Here is a 20,028-nt window from a genome sequence, read left to right on the forward strand (position 1 = left end):
AGGCCCTCATGACCGCACATCCTGCCTACACCGCACTGGAACGCCGCTTCGCCCGCGTCTCCGCTCTGGGCGACGCCATCGGCATCCTGGACTGGGACAGCCAGACCACCATGCCGGCAGGAGCCGCCGCAGGACGGGCGGAGCAGCTCGCCACATTGCGCGTCCTCTCCCACGAGACCATGACCGCCCCCGACATGGGCGAGCTGATCGACCAGGCGGAGCGGGAAATGCAGGCGGCCGACGGTGATGCCGAAATCCGCCACTGGCAGCAGGCGAACCTGCGGGAGATGCGGCGGCAGTGGATACATGCCAATGCCGTGCCCTCCGATCTGGTCGAAGCCAGTTCTCGCGCCATCAGCGCCAGCGAGATGGCGTGGCGTACGGCGCGAGCGGAGAACGACTTCCCGGCCCTGCTTCCCTACCTGCGCGAGGTGCTGACCCTCCAGCGCCGGATCGCGGAGGCGAAGGCCGACCTGCTGGGCACCGGCCTCTACGACGCCCTGCTCGACCAGTACGAGCCGGAAGGGCGGTCGGCGAAGATCGACCTTCTGTTCGCCGATCTGGCGGAGTTCCTGCCCGGCTTCATCCAATCCGTCCTGGACCATCAGGCCGCCCAGCCGCCGGTGATTGTGCCCGAGGGGCCGTTCCCGGTGGATACCCAACGCCGCATGGGCGAGGCTCTGATGAAGGCCATCGGGTTCGATTTTACCCGCGGGCGGCTGGACGTGTCACTGCATCCCTTCTGCGGCGGGGCCACGGGCGATGTGCGGCTGACCACCCGGTATGAGGAGGGGGATTTCACCTCCGCCCTGATGGGCGTGCTGCATGAGACCGGGCACGCCATGTATGAGCTTGGCCGGCCGGCGGCATGGCTGACCCAACCGGTGGGGGCGGCCCGCGGCATGGCCCTGCATGAGAGCCAGAGCCTGATCGTCGAGATGCAGGCCTGCCGATCCCCGCACTTCCTGCGCTACGCCGCCCCGCTGCTGCGGGAGGCGTTCGGGGGCACCGGCCCGGCCTGGACGGAGGAGAACCTTTACCGCCTCTATACCCGTGTCGAGCGCGGTTTCATCCGGGTGGATGCGGACGAGGCTACGTACCCTGCCCATGTGATCCTGCGCTACCGGCTGGAAAAGGCGCTGATCGAGGGGGCCATGGATCTGGCTGATCTGCCGGACGCCTGGAACGAGGGTATGCGCGACCTGCTGGGGATCGTCCCGCCGGACGACCGCCGCGGCTGCCTCCAGGACATTCACTGGCCGAGCGGCGCCTGGGGCTATTTCCCGACTTACACCATGGGCGCTATCGCCGCCGCACAGCTTTTCGATTCCTGCCGTACGGCTGTGCCGAAGATGGAGGAGGGGCTGGCAAGGGGCGATTTCGGTCCGCTCATCGGATGGCTCCGCGCCAATGTCCATAGCCTGGGCAGTGTGGACACGACCGATGGCATCCTGGCCCGTGCGACCGGCCGCGGTCTGGATGCGGAGGTCTACAAACGCCATCTGCGCCGGCGCTATCTGCGCGCGGAGGAGTGATCAGCCGGCTGCCGCCTGCGCCGCAGGGGCCGACGCGCCCTCTACCACTTTGAGAGCGGCGATACGGTAGCCCTGACTTTCCGGGAAGCGGCGCAGTGCCTTTGCCCGCGCCGCTTCCTCGTCCACCGCCCAGACCTGGAAGCGGCGCACGCCTGTCCAGGGTGCGCTCCGCCCGGCATCCCCCGCCGGGGCGGAGAGGTGCAGAAGCCAGGTCCGGTCGGATGGCATCCGTCGTTCATCCAGTACGAAAACCCGGTTTGCCGGTCGCGCGATGTGGCGGATTTCGGCTTCCAGCCGGTCACAATCCGCCATCAGGCCATCCCGTGTGGCGACGGTGTGGCGGTGCTCCCGCTTCAGATAAAGCGTTTCCAGCGCCGATTTCTTCAGGCGGTCCACCTGGGCCTGACGCTTGGCCATCAGTGCCCGGTAGCGGCGCTTCGACTCGGCCACCTGCGCCATCGCCCGTTCCAGACGCCAGCCGAAGACGGCGAGCGCGATCAGCAGCGCGAAGATCAGTCCTGCGGACACCGTTCAGACCTCCTGCCCGTCCGAGCTGTCCAGACGCAGGTTCAGGATCGTGAAGCCGAGGGGAGGCGGATAGATGCGTTGGACCTCCCTGCGCGCCTCGCCCAGATTGTCGGCCCAGACTTCGACCACCTGCGGCGAGGCCCAACTCTTGTCCAGGGATGGGTGCTGCTTTCCGTCCACGACGGCGGCCTGGACCTGCCGGTTGATCATCCAGGCACGGAAGCAGACGGGGGTGGAGCCTTCCCGGCCGACGACGCGAATGGGGGACTCCGCCTCCCGTCGCGTGTCCAGCAGCATCTTCTCCAGGGAGAACCGCTGGCGGCGCAGGGTCGTCATCTCCGACGACAGGCGCGCGATCTCCTGCTTCAGACCGGTGCTGCGCAGATCGAACTGCGCCTCCATGCGGGCCCGCAGGGGAATCACTTCTTCCGCTGCCTTGATCTGGGGCAGCCCCGCGATCCGCGCCTCGGCGAACCTCCCGATCAGCAGAGCCAGCAGGAATGCTGCTCCGGCGAACAGCGCGGATAGCAGGATCGTATCGAAGAAGCCCATGGCTGTGCCCGGTCACCTGTCCCGTCGGGGATCATAGCGCCGGCTCCAGGAATATGGCATTTTAAAAAAATATTATCTGTTCATCTGGTGCGAGCTGTTCTTGCCCAGCGAGACGCCGACTCTCCGCGCTTCCAGCATGAAGGCGCGGGTCATCTGCATGATATCGTTCCGCCAGTAGAGCTGGGCCAGAGGGTTCACCAGGAAGTCCTGGGGCAACATGGCGTAGCAGTATGTTTCCACCATGTGCACGTCGTGCTCCCACGGGTCCACGGCATCGCGCCAGCCGATGGTCCATCCGGCGTGGGCGGCCCCGGTCTGCCATCGCTCAAAGCGCGGTGCCACCCCGGCCACGTCCACCAGATCATTGGAGGGAAGAGCATAGACGATGACGAAGCGCCAGACGTTGAGCTGCAGGCGCATGGTCAGGACATCGCCGAACGCCCGGATGCGGTAGAGCGCATCCGTGGCTCCGGGAACGTGCCGGACTTCCACCTCGGCCCGGCCCACTTCATCCAGCCAGGTTTCCTGATCCAGGTTGATGGGCTCGGTGGTGAAGGCGGGCATGGGATGTTCCACGGCCCGCAAGGACTGCATCATCGGTCCGGTCAGGAAGGCGGAAGTGAGGCGTAGCGCCTGGTCCAGGTTCGGCAGAGCGGCGGCTGCGATCCCGGCCGGCAACCCTCCGCCGGCGGAATAGATACGGTCCATGGGCGGTCTCCCTATGTCACTGCGCAGGCAACAGACCAGGACGGCCTCTTGTGCCCGAAGGCCCGCGCGGGTGTGCGGGTGGCGCATGGCGGGACTCGGGACGGGGGCGGTTGCGGGGCAGGGGGGCGGTGGCTAGTGTAGCCGCCCTGGAATCGGGCGGTGAGGATCAGGTGAGCTACATCAGCACGCGGGGCATGGCCCCCAGCCTGGGTTTTGACGATGTGCTGTTGACAGGTCTGGCGCGTGACGGCGGCCTGTATGTGCCGGACGTCTGGCCGCAGTTGACCGACGACGACCTGCGCGCCCTGCGCGGCAAGCCCTACGAGGAGGTTGCCGTCCGCGTCATGACGCCCTTCCTCCAGGGCGCTATCGGGGAGGAGGAGTTCGCCCGGCTGGTCCGCGACGCTTATTCTACCTTTACCCACCGCGCCATCACGCCGCTGATCCAGCTCGACCAGCGCAACTGGGTGGTGGAGCTGTTCCATGGGCCGACCCTGGCCTTCAAGGATGTGGCGCTGCAACTGCTCGGCCGTCTCTTCGACCATGTGCTGGCGAAGCGGGACAGCCGCATCACCGTGGTCGGGGCCACCAGCGGGGATACCGGCTCCGCCGCCATCGAGGCCTGCCGCGACCGGGAGCGGGTGGATATCGTCATCCTGCACCCCTATGGCCGCACCAGCGAGGTACAGCGCCGGCAGATGACGAGCGTGCTCTCCTCCAACGTCCGGAACGTGGCGCTCCAGGGCACGTTCGACGATGCGCAGGACGCCGTGAAGGCGATGTTCAACGATCCGGAGTTCCGGGCCGAAGTGAACCTGTCCGCCGTGAATTCCATCAACTGGGCCCGCATCATGGCCCAGATCGTCTATTACGTGACGGCCGCCGTGGCACTGGGCGCGCCGGACCGGGAAGTGGCCTTCGCCGTTCCGACCGGGAATTTCGGCAATGTCTACGCCGCCTATGCCGCCAAGGCGATGGGCGTGCCGATCGCCCGCCTGATCGTCGGCACCAACGAGAATGATATCCTGGCCCGCTTCTTCCAGCAGGGCGAGATGAAGACCTCGGTGGTCGTGCCTACCATCAGCCCCAGCATGGACATCCAGGTCTCCAGCAACTTCGAGCGGCTGCTGTTCGATCTGATGGACCGCGACGGCGCTGCCGTGGCCGCTACCATGGACGAGTTCAAGCGCACCGGCCGCTTCCAGGTCTCCCAGGGGCAGCTCACCCGGGCCATCGAGCTTTTCGAGGGGCACCGTTGCGGCCAGGAGGAGACGCTTGAGGAAATGGCGCGCACCTACCGCGACGCCGGCTACATGCTGGACCCGCATACGGCGGTCGGCGTGAATGCGGCGCGAAAGGCCGATCTGGACCCGTCCGTGCCCATCGTGTCGCTGGCCTGCGCCCATCCTGCCAAGTTCCCGGATGCGGTGGAGCGGGCAACCGGCATCCGTCCCGGACTGCCGCGGCATCTCGCCGACCTGTTCGAGCGGCCCGAGCGTGTCCATGTACTTCCCAACGATATGGACGTGCTGAAGCGCTTCGTGCGGGAGCAGTCGCGGGCCGTCCGCGGCTGAGGCCGCTTGGAAGTCGCGCCGAAGGGCTGTATCGGTACGGATTGCAGGTTTGCAGGAAAGCTGACGTATGAGTGGAGTGAAGGTCACCACCCTGGCCAACGGCCTGCGGGTCGCCACCGACCCCATGCCGCATGTGGAGACGGTGACAACGGGCGTTTGGTTCGGTGTCGGCAGCCGGCATGAGCCGGAGGAGGCCAATGGCGTCGCTCATCTGGTGGAGCACATGCTGTTCAAGGGCACGCCCACCCGCGACGCCCTGCGCATCAGCACGGAGATCGAGGCTGTCGGCGGCCACATGAACGCCCATACCGGGCGCGAGCACACCGCCTATTACGCCAAGGTCCTGAAGGAGGATCTGGGAACCGCGCTGAACGTGCTGGCCGACATGGTGCAGCACCCGCTGTTCGACCCGGCCGAGCTGGATCGCGAGCGGCAGGTGATTATCCAGGAGATCGGCCAGGCGGAGGATACGCCGGACGACATCATCAACGATCACTTCCTGGCTACCTGCTTCCCCGGCCAGCGCCTCGGCCGCTCCACCCTCGGCACCGCGGAGGTGATTTCTTCCGTGCCGCGACAGGTTCTGGTCGATTACGTCGGGCGCAACTACCGCCCCGGTTCGATGGTTGTGACCGCTGCCGGGAATGTGGAGCATGAGCGGGTGGTCGAGCTGGCGGAGCGGCTGTTCACCGATCTTGGGCGTGGCGAGGCCGAAGCCGGCGACCCCGGCTGCTATGAGGGCGGGGAGTTCCGGGAAGACCGCGACCTGGAGCAGTTGCACCTGATCCTGGGTTTCCAGGGCGTCGGCAGCCGCAGCCCGGACGTCCATACCGTCTCCGTCCTGTCCACCATCCTTGGCGGGGGCATGTCGTCCCGCCTGTTCCAGGAGGTGCGGGAGAAGCGGGGGCTGGTCTATTCGGTCGAGAGCTTCAACTGGTCCATGGTGGATGACGGCATATTCGGGATCTATGCCGGCACCGACCCCGACCGCGCCGGTGAACTGGTGCCGGTCGTCTGCGACGAGGTGCGGAAGCTGGCCGCGACCCTGACCGAGGAGGAGGTCACCCGCGCCCGCACGCAGCTCAAGGCCAGCCAGTTGATGGGGCTGGAGAGCACGACGAACAGGGCGGAACAGCTCGGCACCCAGCTTCTGGTCTTCGGCCGGCATCTGACGCCGGCGGAAATCTCGGCCCGCATTGATGCCGTCGATCTTGCGGCGGTGCGGCGGTGCGCGGAGCAGGTGTTCGCCACCACCCCGACTTTGGCGGCCATCGGTCCCCTCGACAGGCTGGAAACCTACCGGGGCATCCGCGCCCGGCTGGCCGGCTGAGGAGGGTGAGCCGCGCCGTGCCGATCCGCATCTTCCAGACGGGGCTGCTGTCCCCGCCGGCCATCCGGGTCGAGGGCGAAGGAGTCTTCATTCGCCCGGCCCAGGCCAAGGACTGGGAGGAGTGGGCGGCGCTGCGCGAGATCAGCCGGGATTTCCTTGTCCCGTGGGAGCCGACCTGGCCCGCCGATGCCCTGACCCGCACCGCCTTCCAGCGGCGGGTTCGCCGGCAGGCGGTGGAATGGCGGGAGGATGAGGCCTACAGCTTCCTGACCTTCGAACGGAGGTCGGGCCGGCTGGTGGGCGGTATCGGCCTGTCCAATGTCCGGCGCGGCGTGGCCCAGATGGGCACCATGGGCTATTGGGTGGGCAAACCCTTCGCCCGACGCGGCTACACGACGGAAAGCGCCAAGCTGCTGCTGAACTTCGCCTTCGGCCAGCTCGGCCTGCACCGGGTGGAGGCTGCGTGCCTGCCCACCAATATTCCGAGCCAGGGCGTACTGGAGAAAGCCGGTTTCACGCGGGAAGGCTATGCACGGGGCTATCTGCGGATCGATGGCCGCTGGGCCGACCATGTGCTCTACGCCGTGCTGAAGGACGATCTGGTCGGATAGAAGCGCGTTCCGCTCCGCCCTCTAGGCGCTAGGGCGTGCCATCCACCGTCTCGATGGTCGCCAGATGCCCGATGATGTCGGCATAGAAGAGTTCCCGCGCTTCCAGCCGTACGGGCACCAGGGGCCCGCCTTCTTGGGGGCGGCCGAGCCAAAGGTCGAAGCCGCGGCGGCTGCCGTCGCGGGGAATCGTCCAGAAATCGTCGTTGCCGCGGCGAGCCTGACGGAAACCTGCGACCGGATCGATTTCGATCCGGCAGCCGATGGCTTCCCCCTCATAAGCGTTGTAGCTGTTCTTCTTCAGCTGCCGGTTCTTGCCCGGTTCGGCCAGGACATCGTATCGGCGACGCCCATCGAATACGGGGACGCGCGCCTCGCAGGATCCGCCCGAAGCCTCCGCCGACAGGGCGATGGCGACGGAGGCCGAGAGAAGGTCCACCGTGCCGGGGCGAAGTTCCGGCGGCACGGCGTTCTCATCCTCTTCGGACTGCGGCGGGGTCTGATGATGGGTGACGGTGTCGCCGGAATAGTCCAGAACGGCTTCCCACTTCCTGTTGCGGAGGGTGCGCAGGCTGGTGAAGCGGTCGGGCGCGACTCCGGCCGGGCCGGACAGGGCGCCATTGGCCTCCGCCGTGTAGGACCAGTGGACCAGCCGGTCCAGCAGGTCGTTGGCCCGTGCGCCGACGGCGACATGGTACCGGTCGTCGGCAAGTTCCGTCTCCAGCGTCATGCGGCCGAGGCTGATGCCGCCAACATAGACATCGTATCCGAGCCGCAACGTCTCCGCCGCGGCGGGCAGGGCGGAGAGGGTGAGCAAGGCGGCTGCAGCCGCCATGGTGCAGGAGGCTTTCATGCCGGGCAGCATCCTGCCGGATTGTGTCGGCGATGGGGTCGGAACCGGGCGGAGGAGGGGCGTCCGGGGCGGTCTCAGGCGTGGCCGGCTTCGCCGGACAGCATCGACAGGCTGACGCCCAGCTTCGCGATGGCCCGCTCCCACTTGGTATCCAGGTCGGCATCGAACAGGATGGCGGGATCGGCCGGCGCGTGCAGCCAGCCGTTGGACTGCATTTCCTGATCGAGCTGCCCGGCTCCCCAGCCGGCATAGCCCAGCGCCAGGATGCTCTTCTGTGGCCCCCGACCCTCCGCGATGGCGCGCAGCACGTCGACCGTGGCGGTCAGGGCCACGTCGTCATCGACCAGCAGCGTCGCCTCGCGCGTGTAGTCGGTGGTGTGCAGGACGAAGCCGCGGCCGGACTCGACCGGGCCGCCATAATGTACCCGCATGTCGCCGAGCTGCTGCTCCACCTCGATTCCGAGCTGCTCCAGCAAGTCAGTGAACCCGATTCCCGCAAAGGGCTTGTTCAGGACCAGACCCATCGCGCCGTCCGTCGTATGGGCGCAGACATAGATCACGGTCCTGGCGAAGCGCGGATCGGACATCTGCGGCATCGCGATGAGGAGCTGACCCGTCAGGTATTGGCGGATTTCCTTGTCCATCATGGGCGGGCGCTCACCTGCTGCTGTCCAAAGGGCTGTCCGATCGGGTGGTCCTTGAGTCCGTTTCCCTGACCTGTCCGAAAGAGCGTAACACAGGTCCTGGCGGTGCTCCTATCGCATGCTAGGACGGGGAGCGTGGGCAACGAACCATCCCGGTGGTCGCTCAAGGAAAACCCGCTTCCGTGGCAAAGGTTGCCGGAGTGCCGGAAGAACACGGCCTCACCCTCCTGGGCGCTGCCAGCGACACCCTCTTGCCGCGAACCGCGGGGCAGCCTAGAACCAGCTTCATTGCTCCGAACCCCAACCCGCCGGGAGGACAGTAAAGATGAGCATCCAAGTCGGTGACCGCATTCCGTCCGTGACGCTGAAGCACCTTACAGAGGGCGGCATGCAGGAGATCTCCACGGACGAGATCTTCAAGGGCAAGAAGGTGGTGCTCTTCGCCGTTCCCGGCGCCTTCACGCCAACCTGCTCGGCCAAGCATCTCCCTGGCTTCGTGGAGCATGCGGACGAGTTCAAGGCCAAGGGGGTGGACACGATCGTCTGCATGGCCGTGAACGATCCCTTCGTCATGCAGGCCTGGGGCAAGTCCAACAATGTCGGCGACAAGCTGCTGATGCTTCCCGATGGCAACGGCGCGCTCACCCGCGAACTGGGGCTGGAGATGGACGGCACCGCCTACAATCTCGGTCTCCGCAGCCAGCGCTTCGCCCTGGTCGCCGAAGACGGCGTGGTAAAGAGCCTGCAGATCGAAAAGCCGGGCGCCTTCGAGGTCTCCTCGGCCGACTACATTCTGAAGCAGATCTGACGCGACGGGTCCTGCCGGATGTGCAAACGGCCGCCCCTCAGGGCGGCCGTTTCCGTTCGGCACGTCGGCGACGCCAGGATCACTCGGGAGCGGCCGCTCGGTCCGTTACTGACTTCCTCGTGAGTTCCAATAGAAGACGTGTCCTATTGTGGATGCCGCATTCCAGATTGCGGTAGTTCAGCAAAAGCCCGTCCAGCATCTGCGCCTTTACGGGTTCACTGTAACGGGTCGTGTCGACCAGCATGCGGATACCATCGGCGATGGCGTCGCAGCCGGTCTCCGGGTCCTTGCGCCGGTTGATTGCAGGGACCGAGGATTCTTCGTCATTTCCGGCCAGCAGCTTCTCCGGCACCCGGAACAGGCCGAGTCCGTAACCGATTCCGCCCGCCACCAGCACCAACAAGATCGTCTTCACTACCCTGCGCATCGCTCTCTCTCCTCACCCGCCCCGCGCGGAGCGGAGCCCTTCGCGGGCAAGCGCGTCGGCGCGTTCATTCTCCACATGGCCGGCATGGCCCTTGACCCAGTGGAACTGGACCTTGTTCCGGGTCACCAGCTCATCCAGCCGTCGCCAGAGATCCTCGTTCTTGACCGGGTCCTTGCTGGCGGTCTTCCACCCGTTCTTCTTCCAGCCGTGAATCCACTGGGTGATTCCGTTCTTTACGTACTGGCTGTCGGTGTGGAGATGGATTTCCACCGGGCGGGTTAATGCCTCCAGCGCCTTGATGGCCGCCATCAACTCCATCCGGTTGTTGGTGGTCTGCGGCTCGCCGCCCATCATCTCCTTCTCGACCTCGCCGTAGCGAAGCACGACGCCCCAGCCGCCGGGGCCGGGGTTGCCGCTGCAGGCCCCGTCGGTCCAGGCCTCCACCAATTTCTTGTCGCTCATGGGAATCCGGTTAGTCGGTGAGGTCGAGGCCGTAATCGCCGATGCCCCGCACCTGCGCGTGGAAGCGCAGCTTGTGCAGATATTCCAGCGGGTCCTTCCGCTTCACCATGGCGCCTGCCGGCGTGTTCAGCCAGTCATAGAGGCGGGTTAGCAGGAAGCGCATCGCCGCTCCCCGGCAGAGCAGGGGCAGGGCCGCCATTTCCTCCACCGCCAAGGGCCGGACGGCACGGTAGTTCGCCAGCAGCAGGCGGGCCTTGGTGATGTTGAACGATCCGTCCTGCTCGAAGCACCAGGCATTCAGGGAGATCGCTATGTCGTAGGCGAACAGGTCGGTGCAGGCGAAATAGAAGTCGATCAGACCCGACAGTCTGCCGCTGCGGAAGAACACATTGTCCGGAAACAGATCGGCATGGATCACGCCGGAGGGCAGGCCGGTGGGCCAATCCCGCTCCAGCACGTCCAGCTCCGCCGCCAGCGTGCCGGCTAGACCGGGCTTCACCTCGTCGGCGCGGGCCCGGCTCGCCTCGAACAGAGGGCGCCAGCCAGCGACGGACAGGCTGTTGGCCCGCCACATGGGGAAGCTGGCCCCGGCAACGTGGAGCTGGGCAAGCGCACCGCCCAGGCCAGCGCAATGCTCCGGTAGGATACGGCGGGGCCACATGCCGGACAGGAAGGTGACGATCACCGCCGGCCGGCCGCACAGCTCCCGCAGCGCCACGCCATCCTTGCCCTTCACCGGCTGCGGGCATTCCACGCCATTGGCGGCCAGATGCTCCATCAGGTTCAGGAAGAAGGGCAGGTCGGCCGGGTCCACCCGCTTCTCATAGAGCGTCAGGATGAAGGACCCGCTTTCCGTCACCAGCAGGTAGTTGGAGTTCTCCACCCCTTCCGCGATGCCCTTGGCAGACAGCACCCCGCCCAGATCGTACTGGGCGACGAATGCGTGCAGATCCTCGTCGGAAACTTCGGTGTAAACGGCCATGCCCCTTGGCTAGCGGGTTCCCGCGCCGGGGTCAATCGGCGGCGCTGTGAACAGGTTGGGAAATGGCGTTGCCTGAGCCGGTGGCAAAAGTGGCGATGCGGTGGCGAAGTCCGCCATTTTGTGGCGGCGTCGTGGCGCGCTCGTCGGGGCGGCGGTGTGTGCAAAAACGAAAATCCATCTAAAACAATAGGTTAGTGTCACCTCCAGCACTTGGCACGCCGGTTGCTGATAGGGAAGCAAGACCGCGAGGTCGACGCCAACCGCTTCCTGATGGAGACGACGATGACCGTAATCAGCTTCGCCAAGACGACCCGCAGGACGTCCGTGGCCCAGGCTCTCGCCGAAAGGGCGAAGGCCAAAGGGGCACAGGCTGAGCGGGACTGGGTCGCCCGCATCCAGGACATGGTGCCGAACGCCGAGCTGGTGCCGGCGCTGGCCTCCGCGGCCGTGATGGTGCTCTGCCTGTCGCAGATCTTCTGATCCGCCGCAGCTCGCCCCTCCGCCAACCGACCGACGACCCCCGAGACCGAGGAATTTCCAAATGGGCATCATCAACCGCATCGGCGACATCATCGACTCCAACCTCTCCAGCGTGCTCGACCGTGCGGAGGACCCGGAGGTCGCCATCGGCTACGCCATCCGCAAGATGGAGGACGCTCTGACCGAGGCCCGCTCCGGCGCGGTCCGGCTGATGGCCGAGCGCAAGGGCTTCGAGGCGAGCTGGCGCGAGGCCGAGTTCGAGATGATGGAGTGGGAGCGGCGGGCCGAACTGGCCCTGTCCCATGGCCGTGAGGACCTGGCCCGCGCCGCCCTGACCGCCAAGGCCCGGATTGCCCAGGCGGCCAAGCCGGCCCATGACGAAATGGACGCCATCGATCAGGCCATTGCAAAGCTGAACGCCGATGCGCAGGCCTTGCAGGCAAAGCTGACCGAGGCGCATGCCCGCCGCCGCTCGATCGTCGCCCGCCACCGCGGCGCGGTGGATCGCCTCCGGGTCCGGGAGACCTTGTATGACGGCCGGCTGGATGAGGCCATGTCCCGCTACGACCAGCTGCACCGCCGGGTGGATCAGGTGGAGGCGCGGTCGGAGATGATGACGCCCCGCCGGCCCTTCACCCTGGCCGAGGAAATCGACGCCTTGGCGGCCGACGCCCGCGTGAGTGAGGAGCTGGCCGCCCTCAAGGCCAAGGTCGCGGCGCGCTGACGCGCTGCCCGCGACCGACCTGACCGAACTCTTTCCCTATGGAGACCGACGTGAACGCTTTCGACCGCATGCGCCACACTGCCCGGACGCGCAAGCTGTGCAAGGACAAGGTGAATGGCTGGATTTTCGGCATCTGCGCCGGAGTGGCCTGGTGGCTGGGCGTGAAGACCTGGTTCATCCGCCTGCTGGCCGTCATCGCCCTGATCATGTGGCCCGAAGCCGTGATTCTGGCCTATGTGGTGGGCGCACTGGTCCTGAATCGCCGTCCCCGCGACAGCTATGACCGGACCGAGGATCGGTTCGGCCGCAAGAAGGATGAGGATCGCTACGGCCGCGACTGGCGGCGCGAGTGGGACCGGTTCGAGCGCGGCTACTGAGCCGCTGACGCAATCGCCGGGGCGGCGGGCGGGCCCCCCGGCGGTAGAGGCCCCGCCCGGCACAAGGATGCCGGGCGGGACGCCTCGAACCCGAACCGCCCCGGGAATCCGGATATCCGCAATGCCGACGGGCGGGTCGGCGATGTGGATCGGAGCCCCGCCGGGTCACAAGACCCGGCGGGGTTTCCCTTTGCTCAGACCAGTGTCGTCATCACGGCAGTAGGTTCCGTCAGCAGGTTGGCGACGACGTGCAGGGCGGATTCCAATTGATCCTCCCGATCCACGGAACAGAGGCAGATACGCACCGCATGGGGCGTGTCGCCGCGGGCTACGGTAAAGGCATCCGCCGGCGTCACTTTGATCCGCCGTGCCATCAACTCGCGCGCGAACTCCTCCCGCCGCCATGCCTCCGGCAGTGTCAGCCAGAGATGGGTGATACGCGGGTCGGAGCCCGCCGGCTCCTGCCCGAGCACCCGACGCGCCAGACCTTGCCGCTCCGCGACCAGGGCACGGCGGCGCGCCGCGATTCCGCCGGCTTCGCCGCTTTCAATGAGTTCCGCCGCCGCGATGGTGCCGAGATGGGCCGTGCTCAGCAGCGAGGCGCGCAGCATCGTCGCCGTCCGCTCCCACAGCGGCTCGGGCGGAACGATGAAGCCTGTGCGGAGACCGGGAAACAGGCTCTTGGACAGGCTCGTGACATAGACGGTCACATCCGGACCGATTTCCGCCAGGGTCGCCAGAGGCTGCGGATTGAGGAAGCCGTAGACGTCATCCTCCACCAGCGTCAGGCCGATCCGCCGCGCGACCTCCACCAGCGCCTTCCGGCGTTCCAGCGGCATCGTCGCGGTGGTGGGGTTCTGGAGGGTAGGCATGCAATAGAGAGTGTGAGCACCGTGCTGGGCAGCCAATGCCCCAACCGCATCGGGCAACAGACCGTCCTTGTCCATCGGCACCGGAATCAGACGCAGCCCCAGCAGGGAGGCCAGCGCCTTCACGCCGGGATATGTCAGTTGCTCCACCAGCACGGCGTCGCCGGGGCGGGTCAGCGTGCTGAATGCCGCATGAAGACCACCCTGTCCGCCGGCGGTGATCAGGACCCTCTCGTCCGGAACAGAGAGAGCGGCGGTCTCCTCAATCCATACTGATGCCGCACGGCGGAGCCGGGTTGCGCCATTGGTGTGATTGTATCCCATCAATGCCGACAGGTCCGCCCGTGCAGCCACGCCGGCCAGGGCCTTGCGCAGGACCGGGGCGTCCGGCCAGACGGCGGAGGAGTTCACCGACAGATCGATGATGTCAGCGGCCGGCGGCGGCTCAAGAGGGGCGTTGGGCAGACGGCGAGGGTCCTGCACGAAGGTTCCGCGACCGACTTCCCCGCCGACCAGACCCTGACGCTCCGCTTCCTGATAGGCCCGGGTAATTGTTCCAACCGTGACCTTCAGCTTCCAGGCCAGATCCCGATGAGTCGGCAATCGGCTTCCGGGCGGCAGGCGTCCGGACACAACGTCATCATGCAAAGCCGCAGCGATGGCCCGGTAGACCGGGCCGGTACGCTGGCTGATATCCGGATGCCAATCAGCAATCGGGTAACTTGTCATCGAGACAATGTCTCCATTGACCCTCATTTGAGAGGAGAATATCCCGATTGTGCCCGCTGTACAAGGCGGACAATCAGGCTCAATCGTCTGGATTGGGAGGGTTGTATGGGTACAATGTCTTCGACACCATTGCCCGGCGGTGTGTCAGCCTACAAGGCGTCGGCGCTTCCGCCGGCTGGGGACCGGCTGGTCATTCCCGACCTTCTGGGTTCGCTCGTTGCCTGGGCCGCCCAGTTGCAGGCGCGCCGTCGTCAGCGCGCGGCCCTGCGCAAGTTGGATGAGCGCATGCTGCGCGACATTGGCGTAAGCGTTGCCGATGCGGAGATGGAAGCCGATAAATGGCCTTGGCAGCCCTGAGGTAAGGCAATGACCTCCATCGAGCCCGTCGTGGCCCTCGCGGCCTTTGCCTTCGCGGCATCGATCACGCCGGGACCGAACAACATGGTCCTGGCGGCATCCGGCGCCACCTTCGGGTTTCGCCGGACGGTGCCTTGCATGTTGGGCACCGGCGTGGGGTTCGCTGCGCTGATCCTGGCCGCCGGGATCGGCGGAGAATTGCTGTTGTCCGCCGTTCCCTGGCTGGAATCGGCACTCCGGTTCGTGGGCACGGCCTATCTGCTCTATCTGGCCTGGCGCATCGCCACGGCCGGCAGGGCGGAGGCGAAGGGCGGCACGCGTCCAGTGACCTTCTGGGAGGCCGCGGCATTCCAGTTCGTCAATCCCAAGGGGGTGGGCGTCGCCATAAGCGCCCATGCGGCGTTCCGCATTCCGGAACTGGGGGCCGCGGGAAGCGTGCTGACGGTTACGCTGGTTTTCGCGCTGGTCAGCATTCTTTCGATCTGCGCCTGGGCAGGGCTCGGCACAACGGCCGGCCGGTTCCTGCGATCCGACCGGGCGCTGAGGGCCTTCAATCTTGTCCTCGGCGGCTTGACAGCCGCCAGTGCCGCACTCCTGTTCCTGTAAGGGCCTTGCAATGGAAATCCTGTACCGCGTCGAACCGGACCTGACCCCGGCTGAGTTCGTGGATGTGCTGCACCGCTCGGGTCTTGCCGAGCGGCGGCCGGTGGATGAGCCGGAGCGGATCGAGCGCATGCTGCGCCATGCGAACCTGACAGTGGGCGCGCGCACATCCGACGGGCTGCTGGTCGGTGTAGCGCGATCCGTCACCGACTTCAGCTTCTGCTGCTACATGTCCGATCTCGCGGTTGACCGGGAATGGCAGGGCAGGGGGATCGGCAAGCGGCTGATGCAGGCGACCCGCGACGAGGCCAATCGCGGGCTGGAGATTGCGCCGGACGGGCGGCCCCTGCGCTGCCTGCTGCTCTCCGCCCCTGGCGCCATGACCTATTACCCCCAGGCCGGGCTGGCCCGGCTGGATAACGCGTTCGACTTCACCGATCTCTGAGGAGAGTTCCCATGCGCCTGAGCATGTACCAGGTGGATGCCTTCACCAGCCGGATCTTCGGCGGCAATCCGGCCGCCGTGATCCCGCTCGAGGCGCCGATGCCGTCCGACCTCATGCAGGCCATCGCGGCGGAGAACAACCTCTCCGAAACGGCCTTTCTGGTGCCGGAAGGGGATCGGTGGGGCTTGCGCTGGTTCACACCGGAGGTGGAGGTGGATCTCTGCGGCCACGCCACGCTGGCAAGCGCCTTCGTCATCGCCGAGGTGCTGCGCCCCGGTGCTGACCGCATGGTGTTCCGCACGGAACAGGCGGGCGAACTAACGGTGGAGCGCACCGGCGATATCTACACGCTGGACTTCCCGTCCCGTCCGCCGCAGCCGGCTATCCCGCCGGCCGAACTGCTTCCAGGTCTGGGCGGCCCGGCCCCGGTGGAGGTTCGCAAGGCACGCGACTGGTTCGTGGTCTATGAGACGGCGCAGCAGGTGCTCGACCTGAAACCAAATTTCGAGCGCCTCTCCGTCCTGCCGGACATGGCCATCGTCACCGCCCCTGGGCCGCTGGCCGGGGAGGAGGGCGTGGATTTCGTCAGCCGCTTCTTCGCCCCCGGCAAGGGCATCGCGGAGGACCCGGTGACGGGCTCCGCCCATTGCAGTCTGATCCCCTATTGGGCGGAGAAGCTGGGCAAGTCCACGCTCAAGGCCAGACAGGTCTCCCGCCGTGGTGGTGATCTCTCCTGCGCCCTTGTTGGCGACCGTGTGCGCATCGGCGGACAGGCGGTGATGTACATGGAAGGCAGCATCCGTGTCTGATCCTGTTCCGCCCAAAAGCTGGGTCCGCGAGGACGGGTTCGTGTTGAGCACGGACCCGGGCCGCCTGAATTTCGCGGTCGTCCACGCCTACCTTACCCGCAGCTACTGGTCCCCCGGAGTGAGCCGGGAGAGGGTGGAACGGGCGGCACGGAATGCACTCTGCTACGGGCTCTATGGTCCCGACGGAGCGCAGGTCGGCTACGCCCGCGTGATCACCGACCGCGCCACCCTGGCCTATCTGGCCGATGTCTTCGTGCTGGAGGAGGTGCGCGGCAAGGGCCTGGGACGCTGGATGGTGGAGATTGTCGTGAACGACCCCGATCTGTCCGATCTTCGGCGCTGGATGCTGTTCACGCGGGACGCGCACGGCTTGTATGAGCGGTTCGGCTTCGGCCCTCTGCCGGCGCCGCAGACCGCCATGGTCCGTTCCGGCCCGGCGTCCTGATGCAACGTGATCGGATTACGAGTGCGTCGTTTGCGCCACCATTGGTAATGGTTGTGGGTTTACCCCGAACGGATAATTGCGCAGAATAGACCTGTTGCGTCGACCGTCCCTTCCGCTGGGATGGAGGTCGGTCCGTATCCTGGGGTCGAGTGGTGGACAAGAAGCGTCTGGTCGGGGTGACCCGGACATCGTTCGAACTGCACAGCTTCCATGGCGACCAGTGGCTGCTCGTCAAGGACGGGGCTGAACTGCGCCAGATCGAACCCGCTGCCGCACTGCTGGTTCAGCGCAACGAGGTGGATGGCATTCGCCTTGTCCGCCGCACCGACTATCTCGACCATGATTTTTCAGTCACCGTGACGATCCTGAAGCGCCTGCGCACCGGCGTTCAGGAAGCCGACCCGCTGCAGCGCGCCAATCCCGGCCGTGACGCCTCCTGGTGCGAGAAGCCGGAGGATTTTCTGGGGGACGTTCAGAGGCAGGTCATGCGTGGCCTGCTGGCCAAGTACCTGGATGAGCGTCGGCTGACCCCGCTGGAGATCCTTAACCACGAGCTCCATGCCAAGGCCCTTGACCAGGCCGGAACCACCGTTCAGGGCGCGTTGCAGCGTTTGGCGAGCCAGCAGGTCCGCGGCACCCAGCAGTCCGCCGTAGGGCGGATGAAGGAGTTGATCGCCCTGGCCGACGGCGTGCTGGCCGGTCTACTGAAGCAAGCCAAATCAGGGCCGATCCATCCGTTGAAGCCCGGCGGCTTCGCGGCGCTGGCCGGAAGCCTGAATGGCGGGCCGGCGGAGGTGACCGCTGCCCTTTACCGGTCCGTCGCCGCTCATCTCTCAGCAGCCAAAAGCTGGGTGGAGAAGCTGGACCTCCTGTTCCAGCTCTGGGAGCCGGACCTGACCGTGCGGGAGATGCGTATTCTCGACAGCATCGCGGCGGAAATCCTGGCCTCGCCGCTGGCGCTGAAGGAGCTTGCAGGCAAGGAGCGCAACCGGTTCGAGTTGGTCACGAACGCCATAGACCTTCATGCCGGCAACCTCGGCAAAGGGGAGGGGGAGTGGCCGGCGGGCGTTCGGGCGCTTTCGCTGCTGCTGGCGGAGGGCGTGCTGCCCCGGACCATGGCGGAACTGCGCACGGGCCTGCTCCGTCACCTCCATGCCCGTTTGCCGCTCCGCACCGGTTCCGGTCTGCGCGATGAGATGCGGGCTACGGCGGAGGTTCTGGAACACCTCAGGCTACATGCGCCGGCACTTGCCCGCGATGAGGAGGTGCTGGAGGCATTGGCGCTCCGCGCCGACCGTCTGATTCAGCCGGAGGCGATGGCGGAGATGATGGCGACGGCGCGCAGCCTCGCCGCACGGATCGACCTTGTGTTGACTCTCGTGGAAGAGGTGCCGGGCGATCCGCCCAAGGCCAAGCTCGCCCCCTATCTCCGCTCCCTGATCAGCCCGGAAGACATGATCCGGGAATGCGGCAACCGGGCGGAGGCGATCCGCAGCCTTTCCGATACTGCCCGGCGCATCCACGCCTCACGTCTGCCCGGCGCTGCGAAGCGGGACATGCTGGAGGTGTTGGATATGGCGGTCCATGACTGCATCCGGACGGAAATCCTGGGCAATGGGTCGGTGAACTTCACCGACCGCATTCTGATGCTGCTGCGCCTTTGCTCAGGATTGCCGGATGGGCGGGCGCGGCAGTTGGCAGGGGATACGCTGACTCAGGCGCTGCGGCGACCGGAATTCATCCTGAACTATCTGGAGCGGTTTCCCGGTGCCGGGGAACGTCGTGTCGCTTACCAGAAGCTCTGCGACGCCCTCGTCGAATCCGGTCTTGTGGATCGTGCGCTGGTGCCCAAAGCGGCCTGAGTCGCGCACCATTATTTCGCCTGCGTGGCTCACATGGCCGGAATGTGTCCGGCACAGCGCTGACGGGTGTTGACCGCATCCGCTGGTTTCCCTACCTTCCGCGGCGGGACACGCCCCCCCAACGGGGCGCTACTATTCTGGAAGGAATAGCCATAATGGCTCCGCCAATGCCCGAGATTCGCCCCGCGAATCCCCAGTTCTCTTCCGGCCCCTGCGCGAAGCGCCCTGGCTGGAGCCTCGATGCCCTGAAAGGGGCCCTGGTGGGACGCTCCCACCGGTCGAAGCCCGGCAAGGCCAAGCTGGCCAAGGTCATCGACCTCTCCCGCGAAATCCTGAACATCCCGGCCGACTACCGCATCGGCATCGTGCCCGCATCCGACACCGGCGCCGTCGAAATGGCGCTCTGGTCGCTGCTGGGTGCGCGCGGCGTCGACATGCTGGCCTGGGAAAGCTTCGGCAAGGACTGGGTGACCGACGTCGCCAAGCAGCTCAAGCTGCCGGACGTTCGCACCTTCACCGCCCCCTATGGCGAGCTGCCGGACCTGACGCAGGTGGACTGGACCCGCGACGTGGTCTTCACCTGGAACGGCACCACCTCCGGCGTGCGCGTGCCGAACGGCGACTGGATCAGCGACAGCCGCGAAGGGCTGGCGATCTGCGACGCCACCTCCGCCACCTTCGCCATGGACCTGCCCTGGTCCAAACTGGATGTGGTCACCTGGTCCTGGCAGAAGGTCCTGGGCGGCGAGGCCGCGCACGGCATGCTGGTGCTGAGCCCCCGCGCCGTGGAGCGGCTGGAGAGCTACAAGCCGGCCTGGCCGCTGCCGAAAATCTTCCGCATGACCAAGGACGGAAAGATCGTCGAAGGCATCTTCAAGGGCGAGACGATCAACACCCCCTCCATGATCGCGGTGGAGGACGCCATCGACGGCCTCACCTGGGCCAAGGAGATCGGCGGCCTGCCGGCGCTGATCGGCCGGTCCCAGGCGAACTTGAAGGCCATCGCCGACTGGGCGGCCCGGACCGATTGGGTGGATTTCCTGCCCGTGAAGGCGGAGACCCGCTCCTGCACCTCCATCTGCCTGAAGATCGTCGATCCCTGGGCCACCGCCCAGCCGGCCGACGCGCAGGCTGAGATCGCGAAGAAGCTGGCCTCCCTGCTGGAGAAGGAGGGCGTAGCCCTCGACGCCGGCGCCTACCGCGACGCTCCTCCGGGCATCCGCATCTGGGGCGGCGCCACGGTCGAGACCGCCGATATCGAGGCGCTGCTGCCCTGGCTGGACTGGGCCTATGCCACAGTGAAGGCGGGTTGAGTTT

The 20,028-nt window shown here is 66.4% G+C and carries 24 protein-coding genes; 15 read left to right on the plus strand and 9 right to left on the minus strand.

The window, feature by feature from the left end:
• The first annotated feature begins 8 nt into the window (after positions 1-8).
• The gene (locus DOL89_RS04970; RefSeq protein ID WP_119678142.1) at positions 9-1,535 is read left to right on the plus strand and encodes a carboxypeptidase M32; all 1,527 of its coding nucleotides are present in this window, start codon (positions 9-11) and stop codon (positions 1,533-1,535) included.
• Here the strand turns inward: DOL89_RS04970 and DOL89_RS04975 are convergent, their stop codons facing one another.
• From DOL89_RS04975 to DOL89_RS04985, 3 genes are all read right to left on the minus strand, one after another.
• Entirely contained in the window at positions 1,536-2,063 is a 528-nt protein-coding gene (locus DOL89_RS04975) for a hypothetical protein (RefSeq protein ID WP_119678143.1), read from the minus strand.
• Between the two features lie 3 nt (positions 2,064-2,066).
• Positions 2,067-2,615, minus strand: a complete 549-nt coding sequence (locus DOL89_RS04980) for a hypothetical protein (protein WP_119678144.1) — start codon at positions 2,613-2,615, stop codon at positions 2,067-2,069.
• 72 nt (positions 2,616-2,687) lie between these two features.
• Positions 2,688-3,323 (minus strand): hypothetical protein, encoded by a 636-nt coding sequence (locus DOL89_RS04985; protein WP_225889896.1) that lies wholly within the window; start codon positions 3,321-3,323, stop codon positions 2,688-2,690.
• 170 nt (positions 3,324-3,493) lie between these two features.
• Between DOL89_RS04985 and thrC the strand changes: the two genes are divergently transcribed.
• From thrC to DOL89_RS05000, 3 genes are all read left to right on the plus strand, one after another.
• Positions 3,494-4,897, plus strand: coding sequence for a threonine synthase (gene thrC / locus DOL89_RS04990; RefSeq protein WP_119678145.1), 1,404 nt, complete (start codon positions 3,494-3,496; stop codon positions 4,895-4,897).
• 67 nt (positions 4,898-4,964) lie between these two features.
• Positions 4,965-6,227: a M16 family metallopeptidase gene (locus DOL89_RS04995; RefSeq protein ID WP_119678146.1), complete on the plus strand. Its 1,263-nt coding sequence runs from the start codon at positions 4,965-4,967 to the stop codon at positions 6,225-6,227.
• Positions 6,228-6,244: 17 nt separating this feature from the next.
• Positions 6,245-6,838 carry a GNAT family N-acetyltransferase gene (locus DOL89_RS05000; protein ID WP_119680255.1) on the plus strand — a complete coding sequence of 198 codons (594 nt, stop codon included), beginning with the start codon at positions 6,245-6,247 and terminating at the stop codon, positions 6,836-6,838.
• A gap of 28 nt (positions 6,839-6,866) precedes the next feature.
• Here DOL89_RS05000 and DOL89_RS05005 read toward each other — a convergent pair whose 3' ends face one another.
• The gene (locus DOL89_RS05005; RefSeq protein WP_162937336.1) at positions 6,867-7,688 is read right to left on the minus strand and encodes a DUF3108 domain-containing protein; all 822 of its coding nucleotides are present in this window, start codon (positions 7,686-7,688) and stop codon (positions 6,867-6,869) included.
• 74 nt (positions 7,689-7,762) lie between these two features.
• The gene (locus DOL89_RS05010) at positions 7,763-8,335 is read right to left on the minus strand and encodes a YqgE/AlgH family protein (protein ID WP_119678148.1); all 573 of its coding nucleotides are present in this window, start codon (positions 8,333-8,335) and stop codon (positions 7,763-7,765) included.
• A 322-nt stretch (positions 8,336-8,657) separates the two neighbouring features.
• Here DOL89_RS05010 and DOL89_RS05015 point away from each other — a divergent pair, with 322 nt between their 5' ends.
• Complete coding sequence (locus DOL89_RS05015; protein WP_119678149.1) at positions 8,658-9,140, plus strand: peroxiredoxin; 483 nt, start codon at positions 8,658-8,660, stop codon at positions 9,138-9,140.
• A 79-nt stretch (positions 9,141-9,219) separates the two neighbouring features.
• Here the strand turns inward: DOL89_RS05015 and DOL89_RS05020 are convergent, their stop codons facing one another.
• Genes DOL89_RS05020 through DOL89_RS05030 form a run of 3 tightly spaced genes read right to left on the minus strand, consistent with a single transcriptional unit; the run spans position 9,220 to position 11,011 of the window.
• Complete coding sequence (locus DOL89_RS05020) at positions 9,220-9,567, minus strand: hypothetical protein (protein WP_119678150.1); 348 nt, start codon at positions 9,565-9,567, stop codon at positions 9,220-9,222.
• A gap of 12 nt (positions 9,568-9,579) precedes the next feature.
• Positions 9,580-10,029, minus strand: coding sequence for a ribonuclease HI (gene rnhA / locus DOL89_RS05025; RefSeq protein ID WP_119678151.1), 450 nt, complete (start codon positions 10,027-10,029; stop codon positions 9,580-9,582).
• Positions 10,030-10,039: 10 nt separating this feature from the next.
• Complete coding sequence (locus DOL89_RS05030) at positions 10,040-11,011, minus strand: homoserine kinase (protein ID WP_119678152.1); 972 nt, start codon at positions 11,009-11,011, stop codon at positions 10,040-10,042.
• Positions 11,012-11,293: 282 nt separating this feature from the next.
• Here DOL89_RS05030 and DOL89_RS05035 point away from each other — a divergent pair, with 282 nt between their 5' ends.
• From DOL89_RS05035 to DOL89_RS05045, 3 genes are all read left to right on the plus strand, one after another.
• The gene (locus tag DOL89_RS05035) at positions 11,294-11,491 is read left to right on the plus strand and encodes a hypothetical protein (RefSeq protein WP_162937337.1); all 198 of its coding nucleotides are present in this window, start codon (positions 11,294-11,296) and stop codon (positions 11,489-11,491) included.
• Between the two features lie 61 nt (positions 11,492-11,552).
• Positions 11,553-12,215 (plus strand): PspA/IM30 family protein, encoded by a 663-nt coding sequence (locus DOL89_RS05040; protein WP_119678154.1) that lies wholly within the window; start codon positions 11,553-11,555, stop codon positions 12,213-12,215.
• 50 nt (positions 12,216-12,265) lie between these two features.
• The gene (locus DOL89_RS05045) at positions 12,266-12,592 is read left to right on the plus strand and encodes a PspC domain-containing protein (protein WP_162937338.1); all 327 of its coding nucleotides are present in this window, start codon (positions 12,266-12,268) and stop codon (positions 12,590-12,592) included.
• 194 nt (positions 12,593-12,786) lie between these two features.
• Here DOL89_RS05045 and DOL89_RS05050 read toward each other — a convergent pair whose 3' ends face one another.
• Complete coding sequence (locus DOL89_RS05050; protein ID WP_119678156.1) at positions 12,787-14,217, minus strand: aminotransferase-like domain-containing protein; 1,431 nt, start codon at positions 14,215-14,217, stop codon at positions 12,787-12,789.
• Positions 14,218-14,295: 78 nt separating this feature from the next.
• On the opposite strand from DOL89_RS05050, the gene DOL89_RS05055 reads away from it, so the two are divergent.
• From DOL89_RS05055 to DOL89_RS05085, 7 genes are all read left to right on the plus strand, one after another.
• Positions 14,296-14,547, plus strand: coding sequence for a DUF1127 domain-containing protein (locus tag DOL89_RS05055; RefSeq protein ID WP_225889897.1), 252 nt, complete (start codon positions 14,296-14,298; stop codon positions 14,545-14,547).
• Between the two features lie 9 nt (positions 14,548-14,556).
• Positions 14,557-15,153 (plus strand): LysE family translocator, encoded by a 597-nt coding sequence (locus DOL89_RS05060; RefSeq protein WP_119678157.1) that lies wholly within the window; start codon positions 14,557-14,559, stop codon positions 15,151-15,153.
• A 10-nt stretch (positions 15,154-15,163) separates the two neighbouring features.
• Complete coding sequence (locus DOL89_RS05065; protein ID WP_119678158.1) at positions 15,164-15,595, plus strand: GNAT family N-acetyltransferase; 432 nt, start codon at positions 15,164-15,166, stop codon at positions 15,593-15,595.
• An 11-nt stretch (positions 15,596-15,606) separates the two neighbouring features.
• Positions 15,607-16,404, plus strand: coding sequence for a PhzF family phenazine biosynthesis protein (locus DOL89_RS05070; RefSeq protein WP_119678159.1), 798 nt, complete (start codon positions 15,607-15,609; stop codon positions 16,402-16,404).
• Positions 16,397-16,849 (plus strand): GNAT family N-acetyltransferase, encoded by a 453-nt coding sequence (locus tag DOL89_RS05075; protein WP_119678160.1) that lies wholly within the window; start codon positions 16,397-16,399, stop codon positions 16,847-16,849. The genes DOL89_RS05070 and DOL89_RS05075 overlap by 8 nt, the downstream gene beginning before the upstream one ends.
• A gap of 152 nt (positions 16,850-17,001) precedes the next feature.
• On the plus strand, positions 17,002-18,711 hold the full coding sequence (locus DOL89_RS05080; RefSeq protein WP_225889898.1) for a hypothetical protein: 1,710 nt from the start codon (positions 17,002-17,004) through the stop codon (positions 18,709-18,711).
• A 167-nt stretch (positions 18,712-18,878) separates the two neighbouring features.
• Positions 18,879-20,024, plus strand: a complete 1,146-nt coding sequence (locus tag DOL89_RS05085) for a phosphoserine transaminase (RefSeq protein ID WP_119678162.1) — start codon at positions 18,879-18,881, stop codon at positions 20,022-20,024.
• The last annotated feature ends 4 nt before the right edge of the window (positions 20,025-20,028 follow it).

It is taken from the genome of Indioceanicola profundi (assembly GCF_003568845.1).
GTDB lineage: Bacteria > Pseudomonadota > Alphaproteobacteria > Azospirillales > Azospirillaceae > Indioceanicola > Indioceanicola profundi.

Bases quoted from the DNA above. Each gene is read 5' to 3' on its own strand.
- DOL89_RS04970 (WP_119678142.1), top strand. From the start codon at position 9: ATGACCGCACATCCTGCCTACACCGCACTGGAACGCCGCTTCGCCCGC.
- DOL89_RS04980 (WP_119678144.1), bottom strand. From the start codon at position 2,615: ATGGGCTTCTTCGATACGATCCTGCTATCCGCGCTGTTCGCCGGAGCA.
- DOL89_RS04985 (WP_225889896.1), bottom strand. From the start codon at position 3,323: ATGGACCGTATCTATTCCGCCGGCGGAGGGTTGCCGGCCGGGATCGCA.
- DOL89_RS04995 (WP_119678146.1), top strand. From the start codon at position 4,965: ATGAGTGGAGTGAAGGTCACCACCCTGGCCAACGGCCTGCGGGTCGCC.
- DOL89_RS05005 (WP_162937336.1), bottom strand. From the start codon at position 7,688: ATGAAAGCCTCCTGCACCATGGCGGCTGCAGCCGCCTTGCTCACCCTC.
- DOL89_RS05010 (WP_119678148.1), bottom strand. From the start codon at position 8,335: ATGATGGACAAGGAAATCCGCCAATACCTGACGGGTCAGCTCCTCATC.
- DOL89_RS05015 (WP_119678149.1), top strand. From the start codon at position 8,658: ATGAGCATCCAAGTCGGTGACCGCATTCCGTCCGTGACGCTGAAGCAC.
- DOL89_RS05020 (WP_119678150.1), bottom strand. From the start codon at position 9,567: ATGCGCAGGGTAGTGAAGACGATCTTGTTGGTGCTGGTGGCGGGCGGA.
- rnhA (WP_119678151.1), bottom strand. From the start codon at position 10,029: ATGAGCGACAAGAAATTGGTGGAGGCCTGGACCGACGGGGCCTGCAGC.
- DOL89_RS05030 (WP_119678152.1), bottom strand. From the start codon at position 11,011: ATGGCCGTTTACACCGAAGTTTCCGACGAGGATCTGCACGCATTCGTC.
- DOL89_RS05035 (WP_162937337.1), top strand. From the start codon at position 11,294: ATGACCGTAATCAGCTTCGCCAAGACGACCCGCAGGACGTCCGTGGCC.
- DOL89_RS05040 (WP_119678154.1), top strand. From the start codon at position 11,553: ATGGGCATCATCAACCGCATCGGCGACATCATCGACTCCAACCTCTCC.
- DOL89_RS05050 (WP_119678156.1), bottom strand. From the start codon at position 14,217: ATGAGGGTCAATGGAGACATTGTCTCGATGACAAGTTACCCGATTGCT.
- DOL89_RS05055 (WP_225889897.1), top strand. From the start codon at position 14,296: ATGGGTACAATGTCTTCGACACCATTGCCCGGCGGTGTGTCAGCCTAC.
- DOL89_RS05060 (WP_119678157.1), top strand. From the start codon at position 14,557: ATGACCTCCATCGAGCCCGTCGTGGCCCTCGCGGCCTTTGCCTTCGCG.
- DOL89_RS05065 (WP_119678158.1), top strand. From the start codon at position 15,164: ATGGAAATCCTGTACCGCGTCGAACCGGACCTGACCCCGGCTGAGTTC.
- DOL89_RS05070 (WP_119678159.1), top strand. From the start codon at position 15,607: ATGCGCCTGAGCATGTACCAGGTGGATGCCTTCACCAGCCGGATCTTC.
- DOL89_RS05085 (WP_119678162.1), top strand. From the start codon at position 18,879: ATGCCCGAGATTCGCCCCGCGAATCCCCAGTTCTCTTCCGGCCCCTGC.